A 19270-nucleotide genomic window follows, 5' to 3' on the forward strand; every position below is an offset into this window, starting at 1 on the left:
ATGCATAGTGATAAGATAAAAGATGAGTTGCTTCAATGTTTGGTTATTTTTACCAAGCTCCATAATAATCCATACAGTGCCGATGCTTTAACTATTGGCTTGCCAGTAAAAGATGGCGATGAGATTGAGCTTTTTTCACTTAAAAGCTCAAGGTCTTTATTTTCTCGTGCTGCTTCTCGTGCTGGCTTTGCTTCTACTCTTGTAAGAAAAGATCTTGAACAAATCTCTCCTTTAGTTTTACCTTGCATTTTAATGCTTAGAGGCAAAAAAGCTTGCATCTTGCAATCTTTTAGTAAAGATAAAAAGACAGCAAATATCATAACACCAGAACTTTCAACTGGTACTAGCACGATAGAAATAAGTAAATTAAAAGAAGAATATTTAGGCTATGCATACTATCTAAAGCGCGAGTTTGTTCCAGAGGATACTAGCTCAACAAAGCTAATTGATGCTGGCAATGACCACTGGTTTTGGGGAACTCTAAAACGTTCAAAAAAGATTTATTTTGATGTTGTTCTTGCAAGTTTTATTATAAATTTATTTGTTCTTGCTAGTCCACTTTTTACGATGAACGTATATGACCGTGTCGTGCCAAATAATGCGGTTGAGACACTTTGGGTCTTGGCACTTGGTGTAAGTGTAGTTTATGGCATAGATCTTTTTTTAAAATTTGTAAGATCATATTTTCTTGAGATTGCTGGCAAAAAGAGTGACATCATAATGAGCTCTATTTTATTTGAGCGCGTTATGGATATGAAATTTAGCAATAAACCAAAATCTGTTGGTTCATTCGCTAGTAATCTAAAAGAGTTTGATACGGTTAGAAATTTCTTCTCATCAGCCTCATTGGCAGCCATTGTCGATCTTCCATTTGCGATCATTTTCTTGATAGTTACTTATTTTATAGGAAGCTATATCGTACTTGTGCCGATTGTTATTATGATAGCTATTTTATGTTATACGTTTTTTATAAAAGATCCACTTCAAAATGCTATTAAGAGTACATTTGAGGCTTCGGCTATAAAAAATGGAATTTTAATAGAGAGCCTTAGTAGTCTTGAGACTATCAAAACTCTTGGTGCTAGTGGCCATATACAATGGAACTGGGAAGAGGCAACTGGTGAGATAGCAAATAGAAGCATTAAATCAAAAATTATCACAACTTCGATAACCACTGTTACATCTTTTTTAGTGCAATTAAATACTATTGCCATCATCGTTCTTGGCGTCTATATGATACAAGATACACATCTTACAATGGGTGGTCTTATCGCTGCGGTTATGCTTAGCTCTCGTGCTATCGCTCCTATGGGACAGGTAGCCTCACTTGCTGCAAATTTTGAGCAGACAAAAACAGCATATCAAAGTCTTAGTAAGATTATGCAAATGCCTGTTGAAAGGCCAGAAGGCAAAAAATTTGTTAGAAGAAATTCTTTTGATGGAAAGATTGAGTTTAAGAATGTAAGCTTTACATATCCAGATACCACAAAGGGTTCGCTTGATAGGATAAATTTTGTTATTCAGCCAGGTGAAAAAGTTGGCATTATAGGCAAAAATGGCTCTGGAAAAACTACTTTACAAAAGCTCATTTTGGGACTTTACTCACCAACTGAGGGCTCAGTGCTAATCGATGGTATTGATATTAATCAAATTGATCCAGCCGATCTTAGGAGAAACATTGGCTACGTTCCGCAAGATGTTGTACTTTTTAAAGGAACGGTTAGAGAAAATATTGTTCAAAAAGCGCCATATGTTGATGATATTCAGATTATAAAAGCAGCTAAAGTAAGCGGAGTTGATGAATATGTAAATGCCCATCCACTTGGATTTGACATGCCAGTCTTTGAAAGAGGTGACGGCATAAGTGGCGGACAGCGTCAAAGCATAGCTGTGGCTAGGGCATTTTTGCTAGATAGTCCTATTATTTTGCTTGATGAGCCAACAAATTCTCTTGATAATACAGTTGAAAATAAGTTAAAAATAAATTTAAAGACAAATACAGCAAATAAAACGATGCTGCTTGTTACACATAGGACGTCGATGCTAGATCTTGTTGATAGACTTATAGTTATGGATAATGGCAAAATTTTATTGGACGGACCAAGAGATGAAGTTTTAGCAAGACTTAGTGGGAAGTGATCATGCAAGAAGATATCAAGAATAAACAAAATGAAAATCCAAAAACTGAAAAAAGATTAATTTCTGAAAATAACATAAAAGAACAAGAAGAAGCTAGTAATAAAATTTTAAATAGCGTAGATGATATAAAGTCGAATCTTCAAACAAAAAATTATGATGCTTATGATTTGAAATTTATGTCAAGTCTTTCTGAGGCTGTTTTGGCTAAAGCCCCATCTACATCTAAAAAGATACTCTATACGGTTGCTATAACTATGTTTTGGCTTCTTGTTTGGGCCTCTTGGGCACAAATAGATGAGATTACAAGAGGCAGTGGTAAAATCATCCCATCTGGAAAAAACCAAGCGATACAAAATCTCGAAGGCGGTATAGTCGATCAAATTTTTGTAAAAGAGGGTGATGAGGTTAAGAAAGATCAAATTCTAATAAGGCTAGATAATAAAAATTTTACGAGTAGTTATGGTGAGTCAAAACTAAGACTTGATGAACTTCAAGCAAAATTTATGAGGCTTGACGCTGAAGCCAATGATAAAGAATTTGACTATAACGAAACAAGAGATGCCAACAATAGCAAGGCCGTAAGATACGAGATAAGCTTGCACAACTCAAACATCGATCACTTAAATGAGCAAATAGGAATTCTAACAGAGCAGATCCATCAACGCCAAAGTGAGCTAAATGAGCTTAGAAATAAAATTTCTCAAACTCAAAATAGCTACAACCTTGTTTTAAAAGAAAAAGCTATCATGGAGCCTATCTTTAAAAAAGGTCTTGTTAGCGAGGTCGAGTATATCCAGCTTCAAAGACGCGTAAATGACCTAAAAGGCGAGCTTGACGCAGCCGTTCTTGCTGTGCCAAGAGTTGAATCAACTATAAAAGAAGCTAAAAATAAGATCGAAGAAGCAAAACTTGCATTTAAAAATAATGCAAAAAAAGAGCTAAATGAAGTTTCAGCAGAGATCGCAAGGATAAATGAATCACAAATCAGTCTAAGTGATAGAGTGGAAAGAACATATGTAAGATCTCCAGTAAATGGTATCGTCAGCAAAATGATGGTTCATACCGTATCAGGAGTTATCAAGCCTGGTGAAAATATTGCCGAGATCGTTCCTCTTGAGGATAAACTGGTTGCCGAAGTAAAAGTAAAACCAGCCGATGTTGCGTTTTTGAGGCCTGGGCTTGATACGATGGTTAAATTTACGGCCTATGATTTTAGTATTTACGGTGGTTTAAAAGGCAAAGTAACGCAGATTAGTGCCGATACAGAGACTAATGAAAAAACTGGCGAGAGCTATTATTTGGTCAGGATAGAAACTGAGAAAAATTATCTTGGTAGCGAAGAAAAGCCACTTAGGATAAAAGTTGGTATGATAGTCTCAGCTGATATCATTACCGGCAAAAAGACAATACTTGATTATTTATTAAAGCCTATTTTAAAGGCAAAACAAAATGCCTTAACGGAGAGGTAATGGGCAAGATCGCTTTTTATGATAAGAAATTTGGTGAATACGATATTGAAAAATTTCAAAATTTACAAAATTTCTATCTCGTAAAAGATGATCATTGCTGCGATATAGTTAATGATGAAATTGAACGATTTAAATTTAGTGATTGTGAAATAGATTTTTTACGATTAGTAGATGTTGCTAGTAGACATAAAAAACTATTTGAAAGTATAAAAATTCAAGATGATATAGTAAGAAGCATTAAAATTTTAATAAAAGGCTTTGACCAGAGTTTGGATAAATTTGACTTTGATCCTGGAATTTTAAATTTAAATACTCCTTATAAATATGCTATATCACAAGATTTTTTTGAAATGACTATTTTTTTAGAAGAAAAATCCTCAGTGGTTACTAAATTTTTCTCATCAATAGATTACAAGATACACAAAAATGGCGAAAGTCGTCACGTAGAATTTTTTATAAATAGTAAAAAAATTTATGAAAGAATCATATAAATAATCCAAGGAAAGGTAATGCAAGTTATTTTATTTACACAAAATAGTGCATTAAACAATATTTGGAGAAGCTATTTTACTGGCAATAGCGATGTGAAATTTATACATAATAGAAAAGAGTTTTTTTCTCATATAAATGATGATGTTGATATTATAGGCATTGATATTGATGTTTTTAAAGATAATATTGATGATGTTATAAAAAATATAATTGAAAAATCCCCAAATATAAAAATACTCATACTCTCAAATAGGCCAACGATAAACGAAGGCAAGCATCTGCTTACGCTTGGAATCAAGGGCTATGCAAATTCTCACATGAGAAAGACTCACTTTGAAGATGCTTTTGAAACTATTTTCAATGGAAATATATGGCTTTACCAAGAATTTGTTCAGGCAATGATTAGTGAGCTAACCGGCTCATATATTAATAGCGAAAGTGAAAAGGTAGACAAAAAGACCGACCTCTCTGAGCTTAGTTCAAGGGAAAGAGAAATTGCAGATTTAATCTATCAGGGTCTAACAAATAATGAAATTTCAGAAAAAACAGGCATTACACTAAGAACAGTCAAAGCACATACAAGCTCGATTTATAGTAAGTTAAATGTAAAGGATAGAATAGGGCTTGTGCTTTTGATGAAGCAGCTCGACGCATAAAATCTTGACTTATTTTTTAAAAATTAAGATTCTTCTTCAAAAACTATAAATTTTTATACATCCGCTCATAACAAATACATACACAACTTTTACTAGCTGAAGAATACAATAAATATAAAATTCTCAAATAAAAAATGATTTGCTAAAATCTTAAATAAAAAATTCTAGCAAATTTATTAATAGCCGAGATAAGAAATCAGAAACTTTAGTCTTCCAAATCGATATCTACTTTTTCAACATTTGTTATGATGTCTTTTGTATTTTTTTCGATATCGTGTTTATTTTTTTCAATAAGTGATCTATTTTGTCCAATCAAATCCCTATTTTCCTTAATACCATCACTATTTTGTTCAATTAATTTGCTAAGAGTTGATATTCTTTTTTCATAACGTATCATTAGAAAATAAATTACGTAAATTAGTAATAAAATTATCGCCCAAGGTAAAAATTGCATATTAAATCCTTATATATTTTTTGTAATTATAGAAATTTTAGCTTTTAAAAAAAATAAAACTATAAAAATTATACATTTTTCATAAATGCTTAATGATGTATTATGAATTTAAATCTAATAAAAATTTGTATTCTTAAATGGCTGTATTTTATAATTTTAATTTTTATGAAAATTTTTTAAATTTCCCTTGACTTTTACATTGTTTTGATATATAATTGCCACTTCACAAAACAGGTGCTGGTGTAGCTCAGTTGGTAGAGCTACTGCCTTGTAAGCAGTGGGTCGGCGGTTCAAGTCCGTTCACCAGCTCCATTTTTTGTAACAGTGTTTGACCAGAAAATACCAAAATAGTTTATTAATGTTTAAGGTGAGATACTCAAGCGGCCAACGAGGGCAGACTGTAAATCTGCTGACTATGTCTTCCGTGGTTCGAATCCACGTCTCACCACCATTGTTATGCGGGAGTAGCTCAGTTGGCTAGAGCATCAGCCTTCCAAGCTGAGGGTCGCGGGTTCGAGCCCCGTTTCCCGCTCCAAAATTTGGGAAAATAAACTGGGAGCTGTATCTAGATTTTACTAAACACAGTTATTCCTTACTTTATTTTCAAAATTTTTAGTTGTTTGTATTATTTAATTGGAATCATCTCTGCCAAGCGTTTTTCGCTCATATGGCTCAGAGGTAGAGCACTTCCTTGGTAAGGAAGAGGTCGCGGGTTCAAGTCCCGCTATGAGCTCCACTGGTTAATATGATTTTATTATGATTATACAAATTTGGTAAGAAAAAGACATATATCACATACGGAGGAAAAGATGGCTAAAGAAAAATTTTCACGTAACAAGCCGCACGTAAACATAGGTACTATTGGTCACGTAGATCATGGTAAAACTACATTAACAGCTGCAATATCTGCTGTTCTTTCACGCAAAGGACTTGCTGAGCTAAAAGATTATGATAATATTGATAATGCTCCAGAAGAAAAAGAGCGTGGTATTACAATTGCTACTTCACATATTGAGTACGAGACAGAGAAACGCCACTATGCTCACGTTGACTGCCCTGGTCACGCCGACTATGTAAAAAATATGATTACAGGTGCTGCACAAATGGATGGAGCTATTCTGGTTGTTTCTGCAGCTGATGGCCCAATGCCACAAACTAGAGAGCATATTTTGTTATCACGCCAAGTTGGTGTTCCATACATTGTTGTTTTTATGAACAAAGCTGATATGGTTGATGATGCTGAGCTTCTTGAATTGGTTGAAATGGAAATCCGCGAATTACTTAATGAGTATAATTTTCCAGGCGATGATACACCTATTGTTTCTGGTTCAGCACTTAAAGCTCTTGAAGAGGCAAAAGCTGGTCAAGATGGCGAATGGTCAGCAAAAATTATGGAATTAATGGATGCAGTTGATAGCTATATTCCAACTCCAGTTCGTGCAACAGATAAAGACCTTCTTATGCCAATCGAAGATGTTTTTTCGATTTCAGGTCGTGGTACAGTTGTAACTGGTAGAATTGAAAAAGGTGTTATAAAGGTTGGTGACACAATTGAAATTGTTGGTATTAAGCCAACTCAAACAACAACAGTTACTGGTGTTGAAATGTTTAGAAAAGAGATGGATCAAGGCGAAGCTGGTGATAATGTCGGCGTTCTTCTTCGTGGTACTAAGAAAGAGGATGTTGAGCGTGGTATGGTTCTTTGCAAGCCTAAATCAATTACCCCTCATACAAAATTTGAAGGCGAAGTCTACATCTTGACAAAAGAAGAAGGTGGTCGCCATACTCCTTTCTTTAATAACTATAGACCACAATTCTACGTAAGAACAACTGATGTTACTGGTTCAATTACGCTTCCAGAAGGAACAGAGATGGTTATGCCAGGTGATAATGTAAGAATTTCTGTTGAATTGATTGCTCCAGTAGCACTTGAGGAAGGCACTCGTTTTGCTATCCGTGAAGGTGGTAGAACCGTTGGTTCAGGTGTTGTTTCAAAAATACTTGGTTAATTTATAAAAATTTGTCAAAGGGAGGATATTCCCTTTGATATCTTGATAAGGACTTATATGAGAATTAAAATTGGTTTAAAATGCTCCGAAAGTGGTGATATAAATTATACAACAACAAAAAATAGTAAAACTACTACAGACAAAGTTGAGCTTAAAAAGTATTGCCCGAGATTAAAAAAACATACTATTCACAAAGAAGTTAAATTAAAAAGTTAATTAAGAAGCTATTAGGGCAATAGCTCCAACGGTAGAGCGCTGGATTCCAAATCCAATGGTTGGGGGTTCGAATCCCTCTTGCCCTGCCACGACTAAGGTTAAGATTATGGAAAAAATTATAAATTATATTAGGCTTTCTAAATTGGAAATAATGAAGGTTATCTATCCTACAAAAGAACAAATTAGAAATGCTTTTTTTGCAGTTTTTATCGTAGTTGCTGTTGTATCACTTTTTTTAGCTCTTGTTGATGTTATTATGTCCTTTGTTTTATCTAAAGTTATATGATATAAGGAAAAAGTAATGTCACATAAATGGTATGCTATACAGACTTACGCTGGAAGCGAAATGGCAGTAAAAAGAGGAATTGAAAATTTAGTAAAAGATCATGGAATAGAAGATCAACTAAAAGAAATTATAGTTCCTACAGAAGACGTAATAGAAATAAAAAATGGTAAGCAAAAAATCAACGAAAGAACTCTTTACCCAGGTTATGCTTTTGCGTGCTTAGATCTTGATACGGCTCTTTGGCACAGGATTCAATCTTTACCAAAAGTTGGACGTTTTATTGGTGAGGCCAAAAAACCTACGCCATTATCTGAAAAAGATATAAATACTATTTTGGAAAAAGTTCAAAAAAGGGCTGCACCAAAACCTAAGATATTCTTTGAGGATGGTGAGAGTGTTCGTATAACAGAAGGTCCTTTTGCTAACTTTACAGGTATTGTTGAAGAATATGACATGATACATGGTAAACTTAGACTTAATGTTTCTATTTTTGGTAGAAGTACCCCTGTTGATATTTTGTATTCACAAGTTGAGAAGATAATTTAAGGAGCAAGAAATGGCTAAAAAAGTTATAGGTGAAATAAAATTACAAATTGCTGCAACAAAAGCAAATCCTAGTCCACCAGTTGGTCCAGCTCTTGGACAAAAAGGTGTTAATATTATGGAATTTTGTAAAGCCTTTAATGAAAGAACAAAAGACATGGTTGGGTTTAATATTCCAGTTGTTATAACTGTTTATGCTGATAAGAGTTTTACATTTATCACAAAACAGCCTCCTGCTACAGATCTTATTAAAAAGGCTGCAGGTATAACAAAAGGAACTGATAATCCTTTAAAAAATAAAGTAGGTAAATTAACAAAAGCTCAAGTTCTGGAAATAGTTGAGAAAAAACTTGTTGATTTGAATACAAATGATAAAGAGCAAGCAGCCAAGATTATTGCTGGCTCAGCTCGCTCAATGGGTGTCGAAGTAGTAGACTAAAGCCTTTACCGTCAGGTTGATTAGCAAAAGACGGAAGCAATATATATGCGGAGAAATTTATGGGAAAAACTAGCAAGAGATTTCAAGAATTGCTCAAAAAAGTAGAGCAAGATAAAATTTATAACCTTAGCGAGGCTATTGACACAGTTAAAACTCTGGCTTCTGCTAAATTTAATGAAACAGTTGAGATCGCATTAAAATTAAATGTTGATCCAAGACATGCTGATCAAATGGTTCGTGGTTCAGTAGTTTTGCCAGCTGGTACAGGTAAAACTGTAAGAGTTGCTGTTATTGCAAAAGATGCTAAAGCTGATGAGGCTAAAGCAGCTGGTGCTGATATTGTTGGTGCAGATGATTTAGTTGAAGATATTCAAAAAGGTATAATGAATTTTGATGTTCTTATAGCTACTCCAAATTTAATGGGCCTTGTAGGTAAGGTCGGTAGAATTTTAGGACCAAAAGGATTAATGCCAAATCCAAAAACTGGTACAGTTACAATGGATGTTGCACAAGCAGTTAATAATGCAAAAAGTGGTCAAGTAAATTTCCGTGTTGATAAGCAAGGAAATATACATGCAGGCCTTGGTAAAGTTAATTTTACTAAAGAACAATTAAATGAAAATATTTCAACATTTATTAAAGCGATCAATAAACATAAGCCTGCAACTGCAAAGGGTAGATATGTTAAAAATGCTTCGTTGTCTTTGACAATGAGCCCATCTATAGCTCTTGATACTCAAGAAGTTATGGACTTAAAATAAAACTAAAAATTAAAATTTATATCTTAGATTGGAGATAGCCGAGGCCATTGGGCTTAATTGATTCGACCCGCTCTGCTTGAAATTACCGGTCGGAAAGGAGAAAAAGTGACACGTAACGAAAAAACTGAAGTTGTTGCAAAATTAGAGAGTGAATTTAAAACTGCTGAAGCTATTATAGTTTGTGACTATCGTGGCCTTTCAGTAAAGAAACTTGAAGTTTTAAGAAATTCTGCTAAAGAACAAAATGTAAAAGTTCAGGTTATTAAAAATACTCTTGCAAATATTGCTCTTAAAAATTCTGATAAAGTCGGAATGGAACTCAAAGATACAAATATCTATCTTTGGAGCGAAGATCAATTAGCAGTAACTAAAGTAGCCGCAAAATTTGAAGAGTCTAATGCTGATATTTTCAAAATAAAAACAGCTTATATTGATGGCGAAGTTGCTAGCGTTGATAAAGTTAAAGCTCTATCTAAAATGCCTAGCCGTGATGAGCTTATTGCGATGCTTTTACAAGTTTGGAATGCGCCAATTCAAAATTTCACAATTGGTTTGAATGCGCTTAAAGAGAAAAAAGAACAATCAGCTTAATTTAAATTAAAAAAAATAATAAGGATTAAAAATGGCAATTACTAAAGAAGATGTATTAGAGTTTATATCTAATCTTTCTGTACTTGAACTTAGTGAACTTGTAAAAGAGTTCGAAGAGAAATTTGGTGTTAGCGCTGCTCCTGTAATGGTAGCAGGTGGTGCTGTTGCAGCAGGTGGTGCAGCAGCTGCAGCAGAGGAAAAAACAGAATTTAACATTGTTTTGGTAGATTCTGGTGATAAGAAAATCAACGTTATTAAAGTTGTTAGAGCGCTTACTGGTCTTGGTCTTAAAGAAGCTAAAGACGCAGTTGAGGGAACACCATCTGTTCTTAAAGAAGGCGTTAGCAAAGATGAGGCTGAGGCAGCTAAAAAAGAGCTTGAAGAAGCTGGTGCTAAGGTTGAACTTAAATAATTTTTTATTATTTGAGCTTAATATTTCAAGAGAGGGCAAAGCCCCTCTCTTTTTTAAATTTTAGATGCCTTTTTAAAAGGCTATACTTTTCTTTCAAAATTACCACGAGGTAGATGCAATGTTAAATAGCTTATACTCAGGAAATCGTCTTAGGGTTGACTTCTCTAATGTCGTTAAGGAGATAGACGTTCCGAACCTACTACAACTACAAAAAAAGAGCTTTGATAATTTTTTAAATTTAAATAACAATCAAGCAGAAAGCGGTATAGAAAAAGTTTTTAAATCAATCTTTCCAATACATGATCCGCAAAATCGTTTGACTTTAGAATATGTTGGCTCAGAAATTGGAAAACCAAAATATACGATCAGAGAGTGTATAGAAAGAGGTCTTACATACTCTGTAAATTTAAAGATGAAAATACGCCTTATCGTTCATGAGAAAGATGATAAGACAGGTGATAAAGTCGGTGTTAAAGATATAAAAGAACAAGAAATTTTTATACGTGAAATTCCACTAATGACTGATAGAATTTCATTTATTATAAATGGTGTTGAGCGTGTTGTTGTAAATCAACTTCATAGAAGCCCAGGTGTTATTTTTAAACAAGAAGAGAGCGCGACCGTTGCAAATAAATTAATTTATACAGCTCAAATAATACCAGACCGTGGCTCTTGGCTACACTTTGAATATGACACAAAAGATATTTTATATGTTAGGATAAATAAACGCAGAAAAGTACCAGTAACTATATTATTTAGGGCACTTGGATATAAAAAACAAGATATTATTAAGTTGTTTTACCCGATACAAAATTTAATTATTAAAAATAACAAATTTTTAACTCTTTTTAATCCTGAAGATTATTTGGGAAGAGTTGAATATGATATAAAAAACGAAGATGGAGAAATTCTTCACCAAGCAGGCAAACGTCTTACTAAGAAAAAAGCTGACAAGTTGATCGAGGATGGAGTAAAATTTGTTGAATACCCAGTTGAAGCACTTATTGGTAGATATTTGGCAAATCCTGTAATAAATACAGAGAGTGGAGAAATTTTATATGATACACTATCTGCTCTTGACGAGAATAAACTTGCAAAAATTTTAGCTGAGCATGAAAGTATTGAGATTATAAATAACTCTGCTGCTGGTGTTGATGATGCAATTATAAATTCTTTTATAGCTGACAACGATATGCTTAAGGTTTTAAAACAAACTGAGGGCGTGGATGATGAAAATGATCTTGCGGCTATTAGAATTTATAAGGTTATGAGACCAGGAGAGCCAGTTGTAAAAGAGGCTGCAAAGAGTTTTGTAAATGATATGCTATTTAACCCCGAGAGATACGATTTAACAAAAGTTGGTCGTATGAAAATGAACCATAAGCTCTCTCTTGATGTGCCAGAATACGTTACTTTACTAACAAGTGAAGATATCATAAAAACTGCAAAATATCTTATAAAGGTTAAAAACGGACAAGGTCACATTGATGATCGCGACCACCTTGGTAACCGCCGTATAAGGTCAATCGGTGAGCTACTCGCTAGCGAACTTCACCTTGGTTTTGTAAAGATGCAAAAGGCAATCCGTGACAAATTTACAAGCTTAAGCAATAATACTGAAGAGATTATGCCATATGACCTCATTAATCCAAAAATGATTACTGCCACAATTATGGAATTTTTCACAGGCGGTCAGCTAAGCCAGTTTATGGACCAGACAAACCCACTTAGTGAAGTTACTCACAAGCGCCGTCTATCTGCACTTGGCGAGGGTGGCTTAGTAAAAGAGCGTGCTGGATTTGAAGTGCGCGACGTTCATCCAACTCATTACGGTAGAATTTGTCCAGTTGAGACTCCAGAAGGTCAAAATATTGGTCTTATCAATACGCTTTCAACCTATGCAAAAGTAAATGATCTTGGCTTTGTTGAAGCTCCTTACAAAAAAGTTATAGATGGCAAAGTAACTGATGAGATAGTTTATTTAACCGCAACTCAAGAAGAGGGTAATGTTATAGCTCCAGCATCAACCAAACTTGATGAAAATGGGCATATCGTTGAGGACTTGATTGAGGTTAGAAAAGATGGCGAGATGATGCTTGCGCGTAGAGAAGATGTTACTTTGATCGACCTTTGTTCTGGTATGATAGCTGGTGTTGCGGCTTCACTTATTCCATTCCTAGAGCATGATGATGCTAACCGTGCTCTAATGGGTTCAAACATGCAACGTCAGGCAGTACCACTACTTCGCTCAACTGCTCCTATTGTTGGAACAGGTATGGAAAGCGTTATTGCAAGAGATGCATGGGAAAGCGTAAAAGCAAGACGTAGTGGTGTGGTTGAAAAGGTTGATAATAAAAATATATTCATTTTAGGCGAAGACGAAGCTGGTCCATATATCGATCACTACTCTTTAGAGAAAAATTTAAGAACAAACCAAAATACGACATTTTCACAACATCCAATTGTTAAAAAAGGCGATGAGATCGTTGCTGGTCAAATAATTGCTGACGGTCCAAGTATGGAAAAAGGCGAGCTAGCCATTGGTAAAAACGCACTAATAGCATTTATGCCTTGGAATGGCTACAACTACGAAGACGCGATCGTCATTAGTGAAAAAATGATACGTGAAGACGCCTTTACGAGTGTTCATATCTATGAAAAAGAGATCGAAGCTCGTGAGTTAAAAGACGGCGTTGAGGAGATAACAAAAGATATACCAAACGTCAAAGAAGAGGATCTCATGCACCTTGATGAAAGTGGTATTGTCAAAATTGGTACAGAGATTAAGCCTGGTATGATCCTTGTTGGCAAAGTATCTCCAAAAGGCGAAGTTAAGCCAACTCCAGAAGAGAGGTTGCTTCGTGCGATCTTTGGTGAAAAGGCTGGTCACGTTGTAAACAAATCGCTCTACGCTTCAGCTTCGATGGAAGGCGTGGTTGTTGATGTTAAAATTTTCACCAAAAAAGGTTATGAAAAAGATAGCAGAACAAATAAAGCTTACGAAGAAGAGAAGACTCTTTTAGAAAAAGAACATCACGATAGACTACTTATGCTAGACCGCGAAGAGATGCTAAAAGTTACAGCACTTCTTTCTAAAAATCCACTAGCAAGTGATCAAGAGGTAAATAAAAAAGAGTATAAGAAAGGATCAAAGATCAATAAGGCTGATCTTGAAAATATAAATAGATTTACCCTAAATGCTATCGTTAAAAGCTTTTCAAAAGATATCCAAAAGAAATATGACGAGCTAAAAAATTACTTCCAAAATGAGAAGAAAAAGCTCAAAGAAGAGCACGATGCTAAGATAGAAATTTTAGAAAAAGATGACATTTTACCAAGCGGCGTTGTAAAGCTTGTAAAAGTTTACATAGCTACAAAACGCAAACTAAAAGTCGGCGATAAAATGGCTGGACGTCACGGTAACAAAGGTATCGTTTCAAATATAGTAAGAGAAGTCGATATGCCGTATCTTCCAAGCGGTCAGATCGTTGATATCGTGCTAAACCCACTTGGCGTTCCAAGCCGTATGAACATTGGTCAAATTTTAGAGAGCCACCTTGGTCTTGTTGGCTACCGCTTAGGCGAGCAGATAAATGAAATTTTTGAAACCAAAAAAGGCGAGTGGATAAAAGAGCTAAGAGCTAAGATGATAGAGATAGCGGGTGTTGCTAAGCTAATGGATGCTAAAAAAGCTCTTGGTAAGATGAGTGATGAGAAGCTTCTTGAGTATGCAAAAGATTGGAGTAATGGCGTAAGATTTGCAACTCCGATTTTTGAAGGCGTTAAGGCTGACGAATTTGCAAAACTATTTGAGATGGCAAAGATAGATAGCGATGGTAAAACTGAGCTATACGATGGACGCACAGGCTCAAAGATAAGAGAACGTGTTAATGTTGGTTGTATGTATATGCTAAAACTTCACCACTTGGTTGATGAAAAAGTTCACGCAAGAAGCACTGGACCATATAGCCTTGTTACACAGCAACCTGTCGGCGGTAAGGCGCTATTTGGTGGTCAAAGGTTTGGTGAGATGGAGGTTTGGGCACTTGAGGCTTATGGTGCCGCTCATACACTAAGAGAGATGCTAACTGTAAAATCAGATGATGTTGAGGGAAGACTTTCTGCTTACAAAGCTTTAACAAGAGGTGAAAACGTTCCTGAGACTGGTATCCCTGAGACGTTCTTTGTTCTAACAAACGAGCTAAAATCACTAGCTCTTGATGTAGAAGTATATGATGAGGATGAGACAAATGAAACTAACTAATTTAAAACCAGTTGAGATAAAAGAAGAGCATAGACCTCGTGATTTTGAAGCTTTTCAACTTCGTTTAGCAAGTCCTGAGAAGATAAAATCTTGGAGTTATGGCGAGGTTAAAAAACCAGAGACTATCAACTACCGTACGCTAAAACCTGAGCGTGACGGCTTATTTTGTGCGAAAATTTTTGGACCGATCCGTGACTACGAGTGCCTTTGTGGCAAATATAAAAAGATGCGTTATAAAGGCATCAAGTGCGAAAAGTGCGGTGTTGAAGTAACGACATCTAAAGTTCGCCGTTCTCGCATGGGCCACATCGAGCTTGTAACTCCAGTAGCTCACATTTGGTATGTAAATTTCTTGCCAAGCCGTATTGGCGCACTTCTTGGTATTAAGATGAAAGATCTTGAGCGCGTACTTTACTATGAGGCATACATTGTTGATAATGCTGGCGAGGCTTATTACGACAATGAAAATTCTAAAAAAGTTGAAAAATACGACGTTTTAAACGAAGAGCAATATCAAAGCCTAGCTTCAAGATACGAAGAGACTGGTTTTACAGCTAGAATGGGTGGCGAGGTCATCTATGACATGCTAGCTGAGCTTGATTTGATGGAAATTTTAAATCAATTAAAAGAAGAGATGGAGTCTACAAATTCTGAGGCTAAGAAAAAAACTATCGTAAAACGTCTAAAAGTTATCGAGAGCTTTTTAAATTCAGGTAACCGCCCAGAGTGGATGATGATAACAAATTTACCAGTTCTTCCACCTGATCTTAGACCATTAGTTAGCCTTGATGGTGGCAAATTTGCTGTTTCAGACGTAAACGACTTATATCGCCGTGTAATAAACAGAAACAGTCGTCTAAAACGTCTACTTGAGCTTGACGCACCTGAGATCATTATAAGAAATGAAAAGAGAATGCTTCAAGAGGCAGTTGACGCGTTATTTGACAATGGCCGCAGAGCAAATGCAGTAAAAGGTGCAAACAAACGCCCACTAAAATCACTAAGTGAGATCATCAAAGGTAAGCAAGGCCGCTTCCGCCAGAATTTGCTAGGTAAGCGTGTTGACTTCTCTGGACGTTCTGTTATCGTCGTTGGTCCAAAGCTAAAGATGGATCAGTGCGGTCTTCCAAAGAAGATGGCTCTAGAGCTATTTAAGCCACATTTGCTTGCTCGCCTTGAAGAAAAAGGCTATGCAACAACTGTTAAGCAAGCTAAAAAGATGATAGAAGATAAGACAAATGAGGTTTGGGAGTGCCTAGAAGAGGTCGTTAAAGACTATCCAGTTATGCTAAACCGTGCTCCAACACTTCACAAGCTTTCTATCCAGGCATTTCACCCAGTGCTTGTTGAGGGCAAGGCTATCCAACTTCATCCACTAGTTTGTGCGGCGTTCAACGCTGACTTCGACGGCGACCAAATGGCTGTTCACGTACCACTATCGCAGGAAGCTATCGCTGAGTGCAAAATTTTGATGCTTAGTTCAATGAACATCTTGCTTCCTGCAAGTGGTAAGGCTATCGCAGTCCCTTCACAAGATATGGTTTTAGGAATTTATTATTTAAGCCTAGAGAGAAATGACGAAAAAGGTGCAAATAAAATTTTCTCAAGCGTTGATGAAGTAATGATCGCTGAAGAGGCTAATACTCTTGGTCTTCACGCTAAAATTAAGACAATGGTTGATAACAAGATCATCTTTACAACAGCTGGTCGCTTGATCTTAAGAGCGATACTTCCTGATTTTGTCCCTGAAAATATGTGGAATAAGATCATGAAGAAAAAAGACATTGCAAATTTGGTTGATTATGTTTATAGAAATGGCGGCCTTGAAGTAACGGCCGATTTCCTTGATAAGCTTAAAAATTTAGGCTTTAGATATGCTACAAAAGCGGGAATTTCTATCTCTATTGCTGATATCATCGTGCCTGATAGCAAGCAAAAATATATTGACGAAGCTAAGAAAAAAGTTCGAGAAATTCAAAAGCAATACGGCGCTGGTCTTTTAACAGATAGTGAGAGATACAACAAGATTATCGATATCTGGACAGATACAAACAATAGCGTTGCAAGCGAGATGATGAAACTTATCCAAAACGATAAAGGTGGATTTAACTCGATTTATATGATGGCAGACTCAGGTGCGAGAGGTAGTGCAGCGCAAATTCGCCAGCTAGCTGGCATGCGTGGTCTTATGGCAAAACCTGACGGTTCGATCATTGAAACGCCAATCATTTCAAACTTCCGTGAAGGTCTAAATATAATGGAGTACTTTAACTCTACCCACGGAGCTAGAAAAGGACTTGCAGATACCGCGCTAAAAACAGCCAACGCTGGTTATTTAACGAGAAAACTAATCGACGTTGCTCAAAATGTTAAAGTCACAATGCACGACTGCGGTACGCACGAGGGTGTTGAGATCACAGATATCACAGAGAGTGGCGAGCTAATAGAGAGCCTTGAAGAGAGAGTCTTGGGGCGTGTTTTAGCAGATGATGTGATCGATCCTATAACAAATGAAATTTTATTTAGCGAAGGCACATTACTTGATGAAGAAAAAGCTAGAGCTATAACAGAAGCTGGCATAAAATCAGTGAGCATTAGAACGCCTATTACGTGCAAGGCACCAAAAGGTGTTTGTGCAAAATGCTACGGCTTAAACTTGGGCGAGGGCAAACTTGTAAAACCAGGTGAAGCAGTTGGCATTATCTCAGCTCAGTCTATCGGTGAGCCAGGTACGCAGCTAACATTAAGAACATTCCACATCGGTGGTACGGCTTCTACTGAGCAACAAGATCGCCAAGTAATCGCTCAAAAAGAGGGATTCATCAGATATTATAACCTTAATACTTATGATAATGGCGATAAGAAGATCGTTGCAAATAGAAGAAGCGCGGCTGTGCTACTTGTTGAGCCAAAGATTAAATCAACGATTGACGGCAAAATAGAGATCGAATATGCCCACGAAGATGTAAATATCGTGATAAAAGGTAAAAAAGAAGAGGTTAAATATACAATTAGAAGAAACGATCTTGCTAAGCCAAATGAATTAGCTGGTGTTAGCGGAAAGATCGAAGGAAAGATGTATATACCTTATGTAAGTGGCGATAAAGTAAAAGAGAATGAAAGTATCGTTGAGATCATAAAAGAGGGTTGGAATATCCCAAATCGTATCCCATACGCTAGTGAACTTAAAATTTCAGACGGAGATCCGGTAACTCGTAAAATTTTAGCTGACGCAAATGGTGTAGTTAAATTTTTCATATTAAAAGGTGATTATCTTGATAGGGTTAAAGATATCAAAAAAGGTCACAAAGTAACTGAAAAAGGTTTCTTTGTAGTTGTTTCTGATAAAGATGGACGTGAGGCGGTTCGCCATTATATCCCAAGAAATTCTATCATTCAAGTTTCTGATAATGATACAGTTGAGAGAGCGACAGTGGTTTCGTTACCTGAAAAAGATGATAAGTTGATTATTGCTGAGTGGGACCCATACTCAACTCCAACTATTGCTGAAGAAGCTGGTGTGGTTAGCTTTGAGGATATTGAACCAGGATATAGTGCGACTGAGCAAGCAGATGAGGCGACTGGACAAAGACGTCTTGTTATCAATGAGTATTTGCCAAGCGGTGTAAAACCTGCGATTATTATCGCTACTAAAAAAGGAAATTTAATCAAGTATCCGCTTGATCCAAAAACTGCGATCTTTGTTTCAAGCGGAGATGAAGTAGCACAGGCTGATATTTTGGCTAAGACTCCAAAAGCCGTCGCTAAGTCAAAAGATATCACTGGTGGTCTTCCAAGAGTTAGTGAGCTATTTGAAGCAAGACGCCCTAAAAATACAGCTATTGTTGCAGAGATTGATGGTGTGGTTAGATTCGACAAGCCACTTCGCTCAAAAGAGCGCATAATCATCCAAGCTGAAGATGGCACAACTGCTGAGTATTTGATCGAGAAAAGTCGTCAGATACAAGTAAGAGACGGTGAATTTGTCCATGTTGGTGAGAAACTAACTGATGGGCTAATCTCAAGCCACGATATTTTAAGAATTCTTGGCGAGAAAGCGCTTCATTACTATCTAATCAGCGAAATTCAGCAAGTTTATCGCCGTCAAGGTGTTGCGATCGCTGATAAGCATATCGAGATCATCGTATCTCAAATGCTTCGCCAAGTTAAAATTGTTGATAGTGGAAATACAAATTTCATCGTTGGCGATATGGTTTCAAGAAACAAATTTAAAGAAGAGAACGAGCGCATAATGAAAATGGGTGGCGAGCCAGCTATTGCTGAGCCAATCCTTCTTGGTGTTACAAGAGCGGCTATCGGAAGTGATAGCGTGATCTCTGCTGCATCATTCCAAGAGACAACTAAAGTCTTAACAGAAGCGTCGATTGCTGCTAAATTTGACTATCTTGAAGATCTAAAAGAGAACGTCATCCTTGGACGTATGATCCCAGTTGGAACTGGTTTTTATAAGGATAAAAAAGTAAAAATCAAAGAAAACTAATACTTCAAGCCCCTATTTTGGGGCTTAACCTCTTTATA

General features: G+C 36.2%; 15 protein-coding genes and 5 tRNA genes. 19 read left to right on the forward strand and 1 reads right to left on the reverse strand.

Annotated elements, in window-relative coordinates; all coding sequences use genetic code 11:
• From F3H00_RS02295 to F3H00_RS02310, 4 genes are read left to right on the forward strand one after another with little or no spacing between them, the layout of a single operon-like run.
• Positions 1 to 2139: a type I secretion system permease/ATPase gene (locus F3H00_RS02295; RefSeq protein ID WP_084040698.1), complete on the forward strand. Its 2139-nt coding sequence runs from the start codon at positions 1 to 3 to the stop codon at positions 2137 to 2139.
• Positions 2140 to 2141: 2 nt separating this feature from the next.
• Complete coding sequence (locus tag F3H00_RS02300) at positions 2142 to 3608, forward strand: HlyD family type I secretion periplasmic adaptor subunit (protein WP_148798306.1); 1467 nt, start codon at positions 2142 to 2144, stop codon at positions 3606 to 3608.
• Complete coding sequence (locus F3H00_RS02305) at positions 3608 to 4099, forward strand: DUF5416 family protein (RefSeq protein WP_149703679.1); 492 nt, start codon at positions 3608 to 3610, stop codon at positions 4097 to 4099. Before F3H00_RS02300 ends, F3H00_RS02305 begins: the two co-directional genes overlap by 1 nt.
• A gap of 18 nt (positions 4100 to 4117) precedes the next feature.
• Positions 4118 to 4756: a response regulator transcription factor gene (locus tag F3H00_RS02310; RefSeq protein ID WP_149703680.1), complete on the forward strand. Its 639-nt coding sequence runs from the start codon at positions 4118 to 4120 to the stop codon at positions 4754 to 4756.
• A gap of 205 nt (positions 4757 to 4961) precedes the next feature.
• Here F3H00_RS02310 and F3H00_RS02315 read toward each other — a convergent pair whose 3' ends face one another.
• A complete protein-coding gene (locus F3H00_RS02315) occupies positions 4962 to 5210 on the reverse strand; it encodes a hypothetical protein (RefSeq protein WP_021090800.1) in 249 nt (82 codons plus the stop codon).
• A gap of 236 nt (positions 5211 to 5446) precedes the next feature.
• Between F3H00_RS02315 and F3H00_RS02320 the strand changes: the two genes are divergently transcribed.
• The 15 genes from F3H00_RS02320 to rpoC all read left to right on the forward strand — a co-directional run bounded on the left by F3H00_RS02320 (position 5447) and on the right by rpoC (position 19232).
• Positions 5447 to 5522 (forward strand) — tRNA-Thr (locus F3H00_RS02320).
• 54 nt (positions 5523 to 5576) lie between these two features.
• Positions 5577 to 5661: transfer RNA gene (locus F3H00_RS02325), tRNA-Tyr, on the forward strand.
• A gap of 7 nt (positions 5662 to 5668) precedes the next feature.
• Positions 5669 to 5745 (forward strand) — tRNA-Gly (locus F3H00_RS02330).
• A 126-nt stretch (positions 5746 to 5871) separates the two neighbouring features.
• A tRNA-Thr gene (locus F3H00_RS02335) sits at positions 5872 to 5946 on the forward strand.
• 73 nt (positions 5947 to 6019) lie between these two features.
• Positions 6020 to 7219: an elongation factor Tu gene (gene tuf, locus F3H00_RS02340; RefSeq protein WP_021090663.1), complete on the forward strand. Its 1200-nt coding sequence runs from the start codon at positions 6020 to 6022 to the stop codon at positions 7217 to 7219.
• A 57-nt stretch (positions 7220 to 7276) separates the two neighbouring features.
• Positions 7277 to 7435: a 50S ribosomal protein L33 gene (gene rpmG / locus F3H00_RS02345; RefSeq protein WP_035167196.1), complete on the forward strand. Its 159-nt coding sequence runs from the start codon at positions 7277 to 7279 to the stop codon at positions 7433 to 7435.
• Positions 7436 to 7448: 13 nt separating this feature from the next.
• Positions 7449 to 7524, forward strand: a tRNA-Trp gene (locus tag F3H00_RS02350).
• Positions 7525 to 7541: 17 nt separating this feature from the next.
• A complete protein-coding gene (secE, locus tag F3H00_RS02355; RefSeq protein ID WP_035167317.1) occupies positions 7542 to 7721 on the forward strand; it encodes a preprotein translocase subunit SecE in 180 nt (59 codons plus the stop codon).
• Positions 7722 to 7736: 15 nt separating this feature from the next.
• A complete protein-coding gene (nusG, locus tag F3H00_RS02360) occupies positions 7737 to 8267 on the forward strand; it encodes a transcription termination/antitermination protein NusG (RefSeq protein WP_021090793.1) in 531 nt (176 codons plus the stop codon).
• Positions 8268 to 8277: 10 nt separating this feature from the next.
• The gene (gene rplK / locus F3H00_RS02365; protein ID WP_021091067.1) at positions 8278 to 8703 is read left to right on the forward strand and encodes a 50S ribosomal protein L11; all 426 of its coding nucleotides are present in this window, start codon (positions 8278 to 8280) and stop codon (positions 8701 to 8703) included.
• Positions 8704 to 8762: 59 nt separating this feature from the next.
• The gene (gene rplA, locus F3H00_RS02370; RefSeq protein ID WP_021091006.1) at positions 8763 to 9464 is read left to right on the forward strand and encodes a 50S ribosomal protein L1; all 702 of its coding nucleotides are present in this window, start codon (positions 8763 to 8765) and stop codon (positions 9462 to 9464) included.
• A 105-nt stretch (positions 9465 to 9569) separates the two neighbouring features.
• Positions 9570 to 10055, forward strand: coding sequence for a 50S ribosomal protein L10 (gene rplJ / locus F3H00_RS02375; protein WP_148798307.1), 486 nt, complete (start codon positions 9570 to 9572; stop codon positions 10053 to 10055).
• A gap of 31 nt (positions 10056 to 10086) precedes the next feature.
• Positions 10087 to 10467 carry a 50S ribosomal protein L7/L12 gene (gene rplL, locus F3H00_RS02380; protein WP_021090592.1) on the forward strand — a complete coding sequence of 127 codons (381 nt, stop codon included), beginning with the start codon at positions 10087 to 10089 and terminating at the stop codon, positions 10465 to 10467.
• Between the two features lie 118 nt (positions 10468 to 10585).
• Positions 10586 to 14731 (forward strand): DNA-directed RNA polymerase subunit beta, encoded by a 4146-nt coding sequence (gene rpoB, locus F3H00_RS02385; RefSeq protein WP_148798309.1) that lies wholly within the window; start codon positions 10586 to 10588, stop codon positions 14729 to 14731.
• The gene (rpoC, locus tag F3H00_RS02390) at positions 14718 to 19232 is read left to right on the forward strand and encodes a DNA-directed RNA polymerase subunit beta' (protein WP_148798311.1); all 4515 of its coding nucleotides are present in this window, start codon (positions 14718 to 14720) and stop codon (positions 19230 to 19232) included. The genes rpoB and rpoC overlap by 14 nt, the downstream gene beginning before the upstream one ends.
• The last annotated feature ends 38 nt before the right edge of the window (positions 19233 to 19270 follow it).

Source organism: Campylobacter concisus (assembly GCF_902460845.1).
GTDB lineage: Bacteria > Campylobacterota > Campylobacteria > Campylobacterales > Campylobacteraceae > Campylobacter_A > Campylobacter_A concisus_X.